Source organism: Pseudomonas sp. Pseusp9, from assembly GCF_059491265.1.
This window is the reverse complement of record NZ_CP168500.1, coordinates 4247538-4261170: the sequence shown is the minus strand read 5'-3', so window position 1 is coordinate 4261170 and position 13633 is coordinate 4247538. Positions and strand designations below refer to the sequence as shown.

The 13633-nt window shown below is 61.6% G+C and carries 11 protein-coding genes and 1 rRNA gene; 5 read left to right on the top strand and 7 right to left on the bottom strand.

Annotation, left to right across the window (positions count from 1 at the left end; genetic code table 11):
• Positions 1-86: 86 nt before the first annotated feature.
• A 5S ribosomal RNA gene (gene rrf, locus ACEN8E_RS19175) occupies positions 87-202 on the top strand.
• Between the two features lie 199 nt (positions 203-401).
• Here the strand turns inward: rrf and ACEN8E_RS19170 are convergent.
• The 3 genes from ACEN8E_RS19170 to ACEN8E_RS19160 all read right to left on the bottom strand — a co-directional run bounded on the left by ACEN8E_RS19170 (position 402) and on the right by ACEN8E_RS19160 (position 2402).
• On the bottom strand, positions 402-815 hold the full coding sequence (locus tag ACEN8E_RS19170; RefSeq protein ID WP_495589468.1) for a VOC family protein: 414 nt from the start codon (positions 813-815) through the stop codon (positions 402-404).
• A gap of 89 nt (positions 816-904) precedes the next feature.
• Complete coding sequence (locus ACEN8E_RS19165; protein ID WP_429372999.1) at positions 905-1564, bottom strand: TetR/AcrR family transcriptional regulator; 660 nt, start codon at positions 1562-1564, stop codon at positions 905-907.
• On the bottom strand, positions 1551-2402 hold the full coding sequence (locus ACEN8E_RS19160) for a 3-hydroxybutyryl-CoA dehydrogenase (RefSeq protein WP_495589467.1): 852 nt from the start codon (positions 2400-2402) through the stop codon (positions 1551-1553). The genes ACEN8E_RS19165 and ACEN8E_RS19160 overlap by 14 nt, the downstream gene beginning before the upstream one ends.
• Positions 2403-2565: 163 nt before the next feature.
• Here ACEN8E_RS19160 and ACEN8E_RS19155 point away from each other — a divergent pair, with 163 nt between their 5' ends.
• Entirely contained in the window at positions 2566-3618 is a 1053-nt protein-coding gene (locus ACEN8E_RS19155; RefSeq protein WP_495589466.1) for an AraC family transcriptional regulator, read from the top strand.
• Here the strand turns inward: ACEN8E_RS19155 and ACEN8E_RS19150 are convergent.
• Complete coding sequence (locus ACEN8E_RS19150) at positions 3597-4553, bottom strand: alpha/beta hydrolase (RefSeq protein ID WP_495589465.1); 957 nt, start codon at positions 4551-4553, stop codon at positions 3597-3599. The two genes, ACEN8E_RS19155 and ACEN8E_RS19150, sit on opposite strands and share 22 nt — an antisense overlap.
• Before the next feature lie 123 nt (positions 4554-4676).
• Positions 4677-5675: an NAD(P)H-quinone oxidoreductase gene (locus ACEN8E_RS19145; RefSeq protein WP_495589464.1), complete on the bottom strand. Its 999-nt coding sequence runs from the start codon at positions 5673-5675 to the stop codon at positions 4677-4679.
• Between the two features lie 217 nt (positions 5676-5892).
• Between ACEN8E_RS19145 and ACEN8E_RS19140 the strand changes: the two genes are divergently transcribed.
• On the top strand, positions 5893-6768 hold the full coding sequence (locus ACEN8E_RS19140; protein WP_495589463.1) for a LysR family transcriptional regulator: 876 nt from the start codon (positions 5893-5895) through the stop codon (positions 6766-6768).
• A gap of 118 nt (positions 6769-6886) precedes the next feature.
• Here the strand turns inward: ACEN8E_RS19140 and ACEN8E_RS19135 are convergent, their stop codons facing one another.
• Positions 6887-7609, bottom strand: a complete 723-nt coding sequence (locus ACEN8E_RS19135; protein WP_495589462.1) for a pirin family protein — start codon at positions 7607-7609, stop codon at positions 6887-6889.
• Positions 7610-7953: 344 nt separating this feature from the next.
• Here ACEN8E_RS19135 and ACEN8E_RS19130 point away from each other — a divergent pair, with 344 nt between their 5' ends.
• Positions 7954-8904 carry a GlxA family transcriptional regulator gene (locus tag ACEN8E_RS19130; protein WP_495589461.1) on the top strand — a complete coding sequence of 317 codons (951 nt, stop codon included), beginning with the start codon at positions 7954-7956 and terminating at the stop codon, positions 8902-8904.
• A gap of 152 nt (positions 8905-9056) precedes the next feature.
• Positions 9057-10541 carry an ATP-binding protein gene (locus ACEN8E_RS19125; RefSeq protein WP_495589460.1) on the top strand — a complete coding sequence of 495 codons (1485 nt, stop codon included), beginning with the start codon at positions 9057-9059 and terminating at the stop codon, positions 10539-10541.
• Here the strand turns inward: ACEN8E_RS19125 and ACEN8E_RS19120 are convergent.
• The gene (locus tag ACEN8E_RS19120) at positions 10506-13310 is read right to left on the bottom strand and encodes an ATP-binding protein (protein ID WP_495589459.1); all 2805 of its coding nucleotides are present in this window, start codon (positions 13308-13310) and stop codon (positions 10506-10508) included. The genes ACEN8E_RS19125 and ACEN8E_RS19120 overlap by 36 nt on opposite strands.
• Positions 13311-13633 lie beyond the last annotated feature (323 nt).

The following is a 13633-nucleotide window of genomic DNA, read 5'->3' as shown; positions in this document are numbered from 1 at the left end:
GTTCGACGCTCACAAAACACCGATTTCCATCACATACCCAATTTGCTGAAGCGCGGCCAGCCGGCCACGACTCGGTACCCGAATTTCTTGACGACCATAGAGCGTTGGAACCACCTGATCCCATCCCGAACTCAGCAGTGAAACGATGCATCGCCGATGGTAGTGTGGGGTTTCCCCATGTGAGAGTAGGTCATCGTCAAGATTAAATTCCGAAACCCCTATCTGCGTATGCAGGTAGGGGTTTTGTTTTTCTGGCACCTGTAGGGGCGAGCCCGCTCGCGATGGTCTGTAACGATGACACTGGCTGCCTGAAGCCACCGGGTGTCGGGAGTTACAAAAAAGCCCAACCTTTTCAGGTTGGGCTTTTTTGTGCCTGGAAGACGGTCAATCGACTGAGTCTTTCACTGATCCTTTTCGCAGTTGACCATCCACGACACACCAAATCGGTCGACCAGCATGCCGAAGCGCGCCGCCCAGAACGTGGCCTCCAGTGGCATTTGCACGGTGCCGCCGCCTGCCAGCGCATTGAAGACCCGTTCGGCCTCGACAATGCTGTCGACGTTGAGTGAGATCGAGCAGGCGCTCATTTTATCGACGGGGCGATCAGGTGTGGTGTCTGAACCCATGATCGCCTGGTCGCCCACGATCAGGCGGGTATGAATGATCAGATTGTGCAGATCCTTGGGGAAATGCTCACCGGCCGGCGTTTCACCGAAGGTCAACATGGCTTCGAGCTGGCCTTGCAGGCACTGCGCATAGAAGGTGAAGGCGTCTTTGCAGTCGCCGTTGAAGATAAGGTAGGGATTGATTTTCATGGTCGGCTCCGGGTGCTCAAGTACATACATCGGTTTGGACGCCGGTTTTTTCGGCGAATTCCGATTGTGTCGAGCCCATAAGCAAAGCGCTAAATCTTTGTCGGAACTTGTGTTTCTTTAGATGTTTTTTCAATAGGGCGCGCGATGCTTATCGCCTCAGGCACACGCCTTGGCGCCAGCACACGTTCGATGGCGCCGCTGACCATGCTTTCCAGCAGCTCATCACGTTCCTGCTCGTCGAGCACATGGGGCGTCAGCCAGCTGGGGGCGCTGTTGAGCAGGGCGCCGATGGCATGTCCGGCGGCCAGCAGGCCTTGCTCGCTGAAACGGGACTTCGCGCCCAGCATCTTCAGCAACGTGCGTTCGTATTGCTCGCGCAATTGCCGGACCCGAGCCTGTTGCTCTTCGTTCAGGCAACCGCTGTCGCGCTCCACCAGGCGGAAATGCCAAGGCATCTCCCGATGCAGATTCAGGTGCGCGCGGATCAGGCTGTTGAGCTTGTCGCGTTTGGCCGGGGCCTTTTGCTGAATACGCCCCAGGGTGGCCAGCAGCTCCTCGTAGAACTCCTCGATCAGGTCGAGCAGCAGATGCTGTTTGCTGGGGTAGTGGTGATACAGCGAGCCTGGGGAGAGCCCCAGGCACGTCGCGAGCTCACGCATGCCGACCTGGCCGAACCCCTTGCAGGCAAACAGCTCCAGGACCTTGTCCCGGTACTCGGCAAAGCGCGAGCAACGCTCAGGCATAGGCATGGAAGCCGCGCCCCGTTTTGCGCCCCAGGTAACCGGCCGCGACCATTTCCTTGAGCAGCGGTGCCGGGCGATATTTGCTGTCGTTGAAACCGTCATAGAAGGCTTCGAGGATCGACAACAGGGTATCCAGACCAATCAGGTCCGCCAGGGCCAACGGACCGATAGGCTGATTGCAGCCCAGGCGCATGCCGGCGTCGATGTCTTCGGCGCTGGCCAGGCCTTCCTGGAACACCAGGATCGCTTCGTTGATCATCGGCACCAGGATCCGGTTGACCACGAATCCCGGGCGGTTGCCGGCGGTAATCGCGGTTTTGCCCAGAGTGGTCGCCATGTCCAGTGCCAGTTTGTGGGTGGCGTCACTGGTTTGCAGGCCGCGGATGACTTCGATCAGACCCATCACCGGCACCGGATTGAAGAAGTGCAGGCCGATGAAGCGCTCAGGCTGACTGACGCTGGCCGCGAGCTGGGTGATCGACAGCGATGAGGTATTGGAGGCAATCACGCATTCGCTGCTGACTTGCGCGGCGATCTGTTGCAGTACACGCAATTTCAGGTCGAGATTTTCCGTCGCCGCTTCAATGACCAGCTGCGCATTTTGCAGGCTGCTGTAGTCGGTGCTGGTGCGGATCTTGTCGAGGGTGGCCTGTTTCTGCTCCGCCGTCAGGGTTTCCTTGGCGATCTGCCGGTCAAGGTTTTTACCGACCGTTGCGACGGCTTTTTGCAAAGCGCTTTCGGAAATGTCGAGCAAGGTCACGTTGAAACCGGCCATGGCGCAGACTTGTGCAATGCCATTGCCCATGGTGCCCGCACCAATCACTCCGATGTTTTGCAGATTCATCTTCCCATCCTTCGATCAAACCCTGCGATACCTTGGCCGCGACTACGGCCGAAGGCGTACTATTGCCGCGAGTCTAGAGCCGGCAGGGCGGTTGTCCTATGCCAAAACTGTTCAACGGCAATGATGTTTTTTGCCATTCGGGTGATGAGAGAGAAGCGAACCAATGCGGGAAAAGGACTCGGTTGCCGCCTATTTCGTGCAGGCAATGATTCATGGGCTGAGGGATGATCCGCAGCGTGTGACGGCGGTGCTCGAACAGGCGGGCATTGATCCGGCAGTCATGAACCAACCCACGGCGCGGGTGCCGGCCAATGCGTTTGCCGCGTTGTGGCTGATTCAGATCCGCGAACTCGACGACGAGTTTTTCGGGCTTGACTCCCATGGCATGCCGCCCGGCAGTTTCGCCCTGATTTGCCGAGCCTTGATTCAGGAACCCGATCTGCACAAGGCCATGCGTCAGTGCCTGGCCAACTTCGGGTTGTTCCTGCGCGACTTTCGCGGCTCGCTGGCCGTGCGGGGCAAACGCGCGGTCATCAGCCTGGAAACCCGTTCGACGGACAACGATGCCAGCCGGTTTGGTGAAGAAACGTTCCTGGTGTTGATGATCAGTCTGCTGTGCTGGCTGGGCGGTCGGCGCATTCCCATAGACCGCGCAGACTTCCGCCATTCACGCCTGTCGCTTGGCGACGACCGCCTGCTGTGGGGTCCCAACCTGACCTTTGGTGCCGAACGCACCGAAATCGAATTTGCCAGCCACTACTTGCGCCTGCCGGTGGTTCAGGATCTGGCCTCGCTGAAAGTGTTTCTGCGTACCGCGCCGCAATGGCTGGTGATCCGCTTCCGTAACCAGCATGGCCTGGCATCGCAGGTTCATCAGCGCTTGCGCGGCAACCATTACAGTGAATGGCCGACGTTGCAGGCCTTTGCCCTCGAACAGCACCTGAGCCCCAGCACCTTCCGCCGCAAACTGGAGCGTGAAGGCTGCTCCTATCAGGAGATCAAGGACGAAGTGCGGCGCGGTGTGGCCTTTGAGCAATTGCGTGAGAGCGATGCGAGCATCAGCGATATCGCCGAGCGACTGGGATTCCAGGAACCCAGCGCCTTCCATCGGGCATTCAAGAAGTGGACCGGGGAAAGTCCGGGGCGCTATAGGGCACGTTATCAGGGGGAGCGGGGCGCAGAAGCGACCAGCCTTCAAGAGTCCTGCGAGCCCTGAACCACCGCCTGCCCGGCCACCTGATGGGGGCTTGCTTTCATCAAGCCATCAATTGCCTGGCGATACTGGTTGCCACCCAGGCTCATGCTGTTGTTGTGCGTACCGCCGGGTATCAGCAGCAGGCGCTTGGGTTCATGGGCAGCATTGAACAGTTGCTGGCTGAATCGTGACGGCATGAACGGATCGGCCAGGCCGTGCACCACCAGCAGCGGCATGTCGATGTCGACGATCTTGTCGATGGAGTCGAACTTCTGCGACAACAGCCAGCGCACTGGCAACCCGCTCACCGGCAGGTTGTTGTTGGCCACCTCCGCGACCGCATCGCCCAACGAGGTGAAAGAAGACTCGATGACCAGACCGCGCACCGGCACGGCGACCTGCTGCTGTTTAGCCTGTGCGGCCAGGCCGGCCGCGAGTTCGATGGCCACTGCACTGCCCAGTGAGTGTCCATAGATCAGACGCTTGCTGGCGTCCGGCTGCATTGCGGTAAAGCGCTCCCAGGCGACGTGTGCGTCTTCATACACACTGGCTTCCGAGGGCAAATCGCCTTTGCTCTGACCGAAACCACGGTAATCGATGGCCAGTACCGAATAGCCCATGGCCCGCAATTGCTCGATGCGAAACGCCTGGCCCGTGAGGTTCCAGCGCACGCCATGCAGGTAGAGAATTGACGGCGCATCGCGGCGTGCGGCCGGCCACCACCAGGCATGCAGGTTTTGCCCGGCCTTGAAGCTGGCGGGCTTGATATCGAACTCCTGAACGTCCTGCGGCAAGCCGCGATACCAGCCTGCCGTGCCCGGTTCGATGCGGAACAGCAACTCGCGCTCTTTGTATTTGAGCGCCCCACAGCTCACCGGCAAGCCGACGACCAGCACGGCCATGCACAGCAACGATAGCCAGCGTCGGCGCAAGTGAGCGAGGAGGGGAGCGGGCATCGGACGGTCCAACAGAATGTGAAGCACGGGTTTTAACAGATGAACCTGTGCGCCAGGAGATTTTTCCGACCATCGTTGAGGCCCAGCGGTTAAAAGTCGCTGCCTGCAGAAGTTGGCGTCGGATCAGTCCACCCGCAGGACTATCTTGCCGATGTGCTCTCCCGCTTCCATCCGGGCGTGGGCCTGTGCCGCTTCAGCGAGCGGGTAAACCCGGTCGATCATCGGCAGGCAGCGTCCGGCACTCAGCACCGGCCATAGGTGTTCGTGCAATTGACGGGCGATGGCGGCTTTTTCGTCCCCGGTTCTCGAGCGCAGCAGGGAGCCGGTGACAACGGCGCGTCTGGCCATGATCGCCAGCAAGTCGACATCCCTGGCGTGAGCACCACCGAGGAATCCGAGCATCACCAGGCGGCCCTCCAGGGCCAGGGTGGCCACATTGTTGTTGAGGTACGAGCCACCCATGATGTCGAGTATCACGTTGACGCCTTGGCCGGCGGTTTTTTGCGCGATGACCTGCACAAAGTCCTGGTCGCGATAGTTGATCGCCTCGGCGCCCAATTCGCGAATCGCTGCGCATTTTTCTTCGCTGCCGGCGGTGGCGAACGCTTCGATGCCGAGCTCGCGGCACAGCATCAATGCGGTGGTGCCGATGCCGCTGGTGCCACCGTGGATCAACACACGCTGCCCCTGACGTGCACCGCCAAGGCCGAACAGGTTGGCCCACACTGTAAAGAAGGTTTCCGGGATGGCCGCCGCCTGCAACCAGTCCATGCCTTCGGGGATCGGCAGGGCCTGACTGGCCGGGACCACACAGTATTGCGCGTATCCGCCGCCATTGGTCAGGGCGCAGACCTTGTCGCCCAAGGCAAACTCGCTGACGCCCGCGCCAATCGCCACCACTTCACCGGCCACTTCCAGCCCCGGGATCGGGTTCGTGCCGGGTTTCAACGGGTATTTGCCGGCCCGTTGAAGCGCATCCGGGCGATTGACCCCGGCGGCGTGCACGCGGATCAGAATCTCGCCGGCCGCCGCAACGGGCACAGGCGCCTGGCGCGGTTGCAGGACATCGGGGCCACCGGGTTCGGTGATTTCGATCAGGGTCATGGTGAGGGGCAGTGTCATTGCGGATACCTTTTTGGAGTATGAGAGCTCGATGAATTGATTCAATTGATCTGGGAGCGAGCCTGCTCGCGATCGTGGTTCATCAGGCGACAGTGAACGGTGCATGCGCATCGTCCTGTGGAGTCACTCAGGCTTTCAGCATATCGAGAATCATCGAAGCATTAATGCAGCGATTACGCGCTATGCTGATGCGTAATTGCATCATCAGGAGAGCGTTATGAATTGGGATGACGCCCGGGTGTTTCTCGCGGTTTGCCGTGAATCCACACTGCGTGGCGCGGCGCGGGTGTTGGCAGTCGATCAGGCCACGGTCGGCCGGCGCATCACGTCGCTGGAGAAGTCATTGAGCGCGACCTTGTTCCTGCGCACCTCCGAAGGTTACGCGCTGACGGCTGTTGGCGAAGCGGCGCTCAAGGCTGTGGAGAAAATGGAACATTCAGCGCTGGAGCTGGAACGCCGGATCCAGGGCCTGGACGATCGCTTGAGCGGCACAGTTCGCGTCAGTACCACCGACACCCTGGCGATTGATTTCCTGATCCCGGCGATTGCCCGCCTGCATCGACAACACCCGGATGTACGGGTGCAACTGGACGCCACCACGCAGATTCTCAGCCTGGCCAAACGCGAGGCGGACATCGCCGTGCGTAACACCCGGCCGGACAACCCGGACCTGATCGCCCGGCGCATCGCGCGCTGGCCGGTGGGGCTGTTTGCCTCGCAAGCCTATGTCGATGCCCACGGCGTGCCGCAGCCTGGTTCGGCGTTCGCCGGGCATGATCTGGTGGTGTATCAACCGTACTTGCAGGGCAACAAAGACCTGACGCTGGTCTCGGAGCCGGTGGCGCGCGGGCGGATTGTCGCGAGCCTCAGTTCCAGCCTGCTGGTGCGCCGTTCGATTGCGGCGGGGATCGGGGTCGGGGAGGTTCCGGTATACCTGGGGGCGCGCGACGGTCTGGTCAGGCTGTGGCCGGAGCGTTCGCGACCGTTACCCTATGACGTCTGGCTGGTGACCCACGCGGACCTGCGGCATACGGCCCGGGTCCGGGCGGTGATTGATGAGATTGTCGCGGGGTTCGCCGGAACCGGCGAATAGGGTGCGGAGCGTCTCAAACTGTGGGAGCGAGCCTGCTCGCGAAAGCGGTGTGACATTCACTGCAACGGTGTCTGTCAGGCCGTCTTAGCGAGCAGGCTCGCTCCTACAGAGGGTTTTGTCATGGCATTTCCGGCAGTTCCTGTGGGCGCAGGTCGAAGACCAGTACTTCAGCGTCCACGCCGTTGCTCAAGGTCAGCGCCTGTTCGTCGCGGACCCGCACACCGTCGCCTTCCTGCAACAACACGCCATTGAGTTCGACGCTGCCCCGGGCCACGTGTACATAGGCGTAGCGGTTGGCGGCGAGCTCCAGGGTGGCGCTTTCCTTGCCGTCGATCAGGCCGGCATACACCCGTGCATCCTGACGCACCTTCAGCGAACCCTTGGCGCCGTCCGGCGAGATGATCAGTTGCAGGCGCCCGCGTTTCTTCTGGGTGCTGAAGTGCTCTTGCTGATAGCGCGGCTTGGCGCCGCTGACCTCGGGCACGATCCAGATCTGCAGAAAGTGCACCGGCCGGGTACTGGAGTGGTTGAACTCACTGTGGGCCACGCCGCTGCCGGCGCTCATCAGTTGCACGTCGCCGGGGCGGATCACTGAACCGGTGCCCAGGGTGTCCTTGTGTTCCAGGGCGCCTTCAAGCACGTAGGAGAAAATCTCCATGTCGCGATGCGGGTGCTGGCCGAAGCCTTTGCCGGCGGCAACGCGATCGTCGTTGATCACCAACAGGTCAGAAAAACCCTGCTCTTTCGGGTTGCGATAGCTGGCGAAGGAAAAGGTATGGAACGACTTCAACCAGCCGTGATTGGCCAGGCCACGATCCGAGGCTTTGCGAAGAGTCAGCATGATGAAATCTCCTGTGGGGACGTGAATTCGTCCGACTGAGGAGAAGGTTAATGTTTACCAGCCGGTTCAATAAGTAGATGAAAATTGAAATACTGTCTCGATCAGGTTGACAATATTCGAGCGCCAATCAGCTATTCTTTTCCGACTTTGGCGTGTGTCTGGTCATAATGCACAGCACTCCCTGATGCCGGGGGCAGGCCCTGTGGGAGCGAGCCTGCTCGCGAAAGCGGTGTATCAGGCAAAGTTGATAGCAACTGACACTACGCCTTCGCGAGCAGGCTCGCTCCCACAAGGGGCTTGTGTTTGGCAGACCAACCTTATTTGATCCCAGTGAATTCCAATCCATGAAAACCGTGGCAATGGTGTTGTTTCCCGACTTTCTCCTGCTCGACATGGCCGGGCCCATGGAAGTGTTTTCCATCGCCAACCGTTATCTGAAACCCGAAGATCACTATGTGCTGTCTACCATCGGCACCGAACCCGGTGCACTGCGGGCGTCCAACGGGGTGAGCGTGCAGGCCGACCGGCACATCGATCAGGCCTGCGAGGGGTTTGATTTGCTGCTGGTACCCGGTGGCCCAGGGGCCTACAACGAAAAGCATCCGCCATTGCTCGACTGGCTCAGGCACAACGTCAGCCGGTCCGCCGGCTATGGTTCCATCTGCACCGGGGCGTTCGTGTTGGGGCATGCCGGTTTGCTCGATGGCTATCGCGTCACCACCCACTGGCACTACACCGAACGGCTGATCAAGGCCTTTCCGAAAGCGACTGTCGAGACCGATCAGATCTTTGTTCAGGACCGCAGCCTGATCACCTCCGGCGGCGTGACGGCCGGGATCGATCTGGCGTTGTCGGTGGTGGCGCAGGACCATGGCAAGAAGGTCGCCCAGGACGTGGCCAAGGTGTTGCTGGTGGTGATGAAGCGCCAGGGCGGGCAGGCGCAGTTCAGCCCGTTGATGGCAGCGGTGGCGCCCCACGAAACGGCGATTACCCGCGTGCAGAACCATGTGCTTGAACACCTCGATGAAACCTACAGCATCGAGTCCATGGCCGGGCTGGCCAACATGAGCCCGCGTCATTTCGCCAGGGTGTTCGCCCGGGATGTGAACATGACGCCCATGGAGTTTCTGCAAAGCGCGCGCATCGATTGCGCGAGGAACCTGCTGGAAACCACCGAGTTGCCGCTCAAGACCGTGGCGTTCAAGAGCGGCTTCGGCAGCGTGCGGCACATGCGTTTTCTGTTCAGTGAAAAACTTGGCCTGACCCCGATCCAATACCGCGAGCAGTTCAGCTAGCCGGCGTGTGTCCGTCGTGCGCACCGCAATGGCCGTGACGCTCCCCCCGTGACAGTTGTACGGTCACCGAGGCCTGCCAAGATACCGCTGAACTCATTGCAGGGACGGTGCGGAGACTGGATGCAAGTCAGGTTTCCAGCGGGTGACAGCCCATGAACAGCCTCAGAGATTTAAACAGCGAAGCGGTGCTGCGATTTGGTCCTTATGCCTTCCACCTCAGTCAGCGACTGGTGCTGGACGGCGACCGACCGCTGCGCCTGGGTGGCCGAGCCCTCGATGTGTTGCAGGTACTGGTCGAGCACGCGGGCTCGGTGGTCAGCAAGGAGGAGTTGATTGCCCAGGTCTGGCCGCGCTCCGTGGTCGAAGAGATCAACCTGCGCGTGCATATCGCTGCCCTGCGCCGTGCCTTGGGCGACGGGCAGAACGGTCAGTGCTACATCGTCAATATTCCTCAGCGCGGCTACAGTTTTGTCGCCACGGTGCAGCACTCGCCAGAGCCCGTATCGTTCCCGAGCGAGACCGTCCATAAACCTCTGCACAACTTGCCGGCACGGCTGACACCGATTACCGGGCGCGATGCCGTTGTCGGCAGCCTGGTGCGGCAATTGCCGGTGCGGCGATTCATGACCCTGGTCGGGCCTTGCGGGATCGGCAAGACCACCGTGGCCCTGCGTGTGGCCGAACTGTTGTTGCAGCACTATCGGCACGGCGTGTGGCTGGTGGACCTGACGGCGATCGATGACCCGGCGCAAGTGACCGACCACCTCACACGAACCCTTGAACTGAAGGTTGGCACCCCATTGGAGTCGCTGTCGCAGCGGCACGCCTTGTTGGTCCTGGACAACTGCGAGCACCTGCTCGAACGCTGCCGGACGCTGATCGAGACACTGCTGCATTCGATGCCCCGACTGTCGATCCTCGCCACCAGCCGCGAGCCGCTCAAGGCGGCGGGCGAAACCGTATTGCGTCTGCCACCGCTGGCGGTGCCGCCGGCATCGGCGCTGCGCAGTGTCGCCGAGGTGATGGGCTATTCGGCGGTGCAGTTGTTTGTCAGCCGTGCCCGGGCCCGTCAGCAAGGCTTTACCCTGCGCGAACAGGACCTCAAGGTCGTGCGCGAAATCTGCCGGCGCCTGGATGGCCTGCCATTGGCGATTGAACTGGCCGCGGCGCAGATCGATGCGTTGGCGCTGGTGGGATTGCAGGCCCAGCTCGACAACTGTTTTCAGTTGCTGACCCAGGGTCGTCGCACGGCCGTTCCCCGGCATCAGACCCTCAAGGCCGCGCTGGACTGGAGCTACGAAAGGTTGACCGTGGTGGAACAAACCGTGTTGCAGCGCCTGGCGGTGTTCAAAATGGCATTTACCCAGGACGCAGCGATTGGCGTGATCTGTTGCGACAGGTTGCCTGCCGCCGACCTGATCAGGGTGCTGGAAAGTCTGGCGTTGAAGTCACTGCTGTCCCTGGAGCAGGGCCGCGGTGTGATCCGATACCGCTTCCTCAACACCACCCGCACCTACGCACTGGAAAAACTCGAACTCAGTGGTGAGTTGCGCACCCTCGAAGTGCGTTATGCCGGTTACATCAGGCAAATGCGCTGGCCTTCAGGCGGGCAGGTGGCATTGCAGCTCGTCGAGTAGCCGGCGAACCGTCATCAGGTCTGGCGTGGCAAATCCTTCGGTGAAGCGCTGGTAGACCGGTGCCAGCAATTGATGCGCCCGTTGGGGGTGGCCCTGACGCTGCCACAACTGCGCCAGCGAGGTGGCGCTGCGCAGCTCCCAGGCCAGGGCACCCTGGGCCTTTGCCACGTCGAGTGCCTTGAGCAGCACCGATTCGGCGGTCGCGGCCTGGACCGGACAATCCGTTGTCAGCAACGTCCTGGCCCTGGCCCGCAGTATCTCTGCCGTGCTCCAGCCCGAAGCACCGCTTTGCGCGCGTTCGAGCAAATCATCGTCGACGCAGTTCGAATCCAGCGTGACCATGATGTCTTTGATCAAACCGGTACGTTGGCGGCCGGTTGGCCGCACATCGGTGCCACCGATCACCTGCGCGTAGTGTTGCGCCCAGTTGTAAAACAGAGGAACCGAATGTTTCTGCGCCTGTTCCAGCAGCAGGCGCAGGAGTTCGCGGGCACTGCGGGTGTCGCCGTTGTACCAGGCGATCAGGCAGCCGGAGAGTGCCAGGGTGTAGCAGATCGACGTGCCATGGTTGATCCGCAGCGCGATGTCCAGCGCCTGCCGGGCCGTACGCCAGGCCTGTTCCGGTTGGCCTTGCAGCCAGAGGATGCGCGCGTGGATGGTCAGCGCCGCGACGCTCTGGTCGTATTGCACGCCGAAGCCATGGGTGAAACGGTTGAGATGACCGCTGTGGGCCATGCGTTGCAGCACCTGCTCGGCATGCTCCCGGGCCTGATGCTGGTCGCCGGAAAAGTGCAGGGCCAGCACGCGCAACCGGTGCGTGCTCAGGGACATCAGGGCGTCGTCTTGCAGCCCGAGCTGATCGAATTGCCGGCTCTGCTCCAGGGCCATCTGGTAATGACCGCAGCTGAGATTGACGGCCAGGTGACCGGAAATCGCCCGCAGCTGACCGGCGACATCGTCAAGTTGTCTGGCCAGGGCTCTGGCGCTGACAAAGGCGCCAACGGTTTCGGCGCTACCACCCTGAGCGTGGTAACAGGCACTGCCCAGGGCCAGCTTGAGGGCCATCTTCAAGCGCGGGCAAGGCTCAGGTGACTGATCAAGCAAGGCCAACGCCTTGCGCACATAACCGCCATGTTCCTTGAGCAGTGACAGCTCCTGCCACAAGGGCGTGGACGTCGCGGCCAGGCGTATCGCCAGTGCCTTTGGCCCTTGTGCGTGCAAACCCCAGCCGAGGGCCGCGCGGATATCCTCCAGGGCGCGGCCATAGCGCTCGATCCACAGGCCGGTCGAGGTTTTCTCCCAGTCGTCCTGCGCCTGTTGCATCAGCGCCAGGCAGCGCTCGGCGTGCCGTTCCCGCGTGCCGGGCAGGTCGGTGGTTTGCGCGAGTTTTTCCAGGGCATAGTGGCGGGTGGTATCGAGCAAGCGGTAGTACACGTCTTCGTCGCCCACTTCCACATTCAGCAACGACTTGGCGACCAATTGCGTGATCGAACCGAACACCGCGCCGGGTTCGATGTGTTCGCCGACAATCACTGCCGCTGCCGACTCCAGGGTGAAGCCACCGCGAAACACACTCAGCCGGCGCAGGCAGGTTTTTTCGCAGGCGGTGAGCAGTTCGAAGCTCCAGTCCAGCGTTGCGCGCAAGGTCTGATGGCGCGCCAGGGGCGTCTGGCAGGGCTGGGTCAGCACCCGGAAACTGCCTTGCAACTGCGCCAGCAAACCATGCAATCCGAAGGTGCCCACTTGCGCCGCCGCCAGTTCGATGGCCAGTGGAATGCCGTCCAGTCGGTGACAGATGTCGATCAACAGCGGCAGGTCGGCGTCCGTCAGTTCAAAGCTGTCATGGCTGGCCATGGCCCGTTCGACGAACAGTTGCAGGGCGGAAAAGGTCATGGCCTGGGCGCGGTCGAGGACGGCGATGGGGGGCGGACAGTCGAGTGACTCCAGGCGCTGGACGAATTCCCCTTCGGCCCGCAGGCTCTCGCGGCTGGTGGCGAGGATGTGCACTTGCGGCGCACTGCGCAGGATGTTTTCGCTGAGCTGGGCGATGGCGTCGACCAGGTGCTCGCAGTTGTCGATGACCAGCAGCATGTGGCGGTCGCGCAGATAGTCCGCAAGCCCGCTCAGGGGTTCATCGTCTTGCAGGGCCAGTTCGAGCAACGTTGCCAGATGGCCGTCAATCATCAGCGGGCAGTTGATCGGGGCCAGGTCCAGCAAGCGAATGCCGTCCCGGTAGTGACCGATCATCTGTTCGGCGACCCGCAGGGCCACGGTGGTCTTGCCGATGCCGCCGGGACCGACGAGGGTGATGAAGCGCTGGCGTGGCAGTTGCACCACCAGATGGTCGACCAGCGTCTGCCGGCCGATCATGCGCGTACGGCGCAGCGGCAGGTTATGTCGGCTCGGCGCGCGCGCCTCGGGTGCCGGCGGTTGCCCGGTCTGTTCCAGTGAATACGGTGCGACGAAACTGTACCCGCGCTGGGCCACGGTGACGATGTAGCGCTGGCCGGCCTGGCCGTCGCCGAGCGCCTTGCGCAACGCAGCCATATGCACCCGCAGGTTGATGTCTTCGACCACGCTGTCGGGCCAGACCCGGGCGATCAATAGTTGCTTGCTGACCACGTTGCCGGCGTGTTCCAGCAGGATCAACAGGATGTCCATGGCGCGCCGGCCAAGGCGCAAGGGCTGGTCAGCCTCCATCACCAGGCGTTGCCCGGGGTAGACCCGGTAAGGGCCGAAATGCACAACCTGTTCGGGGGATAGGGTCAACGAGTCGCTCCTGCTGCATCCGTCTGGTACGCGGTTTTCGAGCATATTCCTCAGGTTTTTTAGTCAGCGCAATGCGCTGCCCGGGTGACTGTCGGGGGCAGGCGTTGACTGTACCGTATCGGCCAGGGCCCGTCGGCCCCGTGATCATTGGGCGCAACGGATGGACAGCGATTGCCGGGGCTTTTTGCGCGCCATGGAAAATTAACAACGTTTAACTCGTCCTGCGCCCGGTCCGCGCCCAAAACTCTCTTCCTTCTGTTGCACCGAAGGCAGGGATGAAATGTCAGTCAGCCACAAGCGATCCGATGTGGGAGCGAGCCTGC

What these genes read in the sequence shown, in the direction of transcription:
- ACEN8E_RS19170 (WP_495589468.1), bottom strand. Translation starts at nt 815, where the DNA reads ATGAAAATCAATCCCTACCTTATCTTCAACGGCGACTGCAAAGACGCC.
- ACEN8E_RS19165 (WP_429372999.1), bottom strand. Translation starts at nt 1,564, where the DNA reads ATGCCTATGCCTGAGCGTTGCTCGCGCTTTGCCGAGTACCGGGACAAG.
- ACEN8E_RS19160 (WP_495589467.1), bottom strand. Translation starts at nt 2,402, where the DNA reads ATGAATCTGCAAAACATCGGAGTGATTGGTGCGGGCACCATGGGCAAT.
- ACEN8E_RS19155 (WP_495589466.1), top strand. Translation starts at nt 2,566, where the DNA reads ATGCGGGAAAAGGACTCGGTTGCCGCCTATTTCGTGCAGGCAATGATT.
- ACEN8E_RS19150 (WP_495589465.1), bottom strand. Translation starts at nt 4,553, where the DNA reads ATGCCCGCTCCCCTCCTCGCTCACTTGCGCCGACGCTGGCTATCGTTG.
- ACEN8E_RS19145 (WP_495589464.1), bottom strand. Translation starts at nt 5,675, where the DNA reads ATGACACTGCCCCTCACCATGACCCTGATCGAAATCACCGAACCCGGT.
- ACEN8E_RS19140 (WP_495589463.1), top strand. Translation starts at nt 5,893, where the DNA reads ATGAATTGGGATGACGCCCGGGTGTTTCTCGCGGTTTGCCGTGAATCC.
- ACEN8E_RS19135 (WP_495589462.1), bottom strand. Translation starts at nt 7,609, where the DNA reads ATGCTGACTCTTCGCAAAGCCTCGGATCGTGGCCTGGCCAATCACGGC.
- ACEN8E_RS19130 (WP_495589461.1), top strand. Translation starts at nt 7,954, where the DNA reads ATGAAAACCGTGGCAATGGTGTTGTTTCCCGACTTTCTCCTGCTCGAC.
- ACEN8E_RS19125 (WP_495589460.1), top strand. Translation starts at nt 9,057, where the DNA reads ATGAACAGCCTCAGAGATTTAAACAGCGAAGCGGTGCTGCGATTTGGT.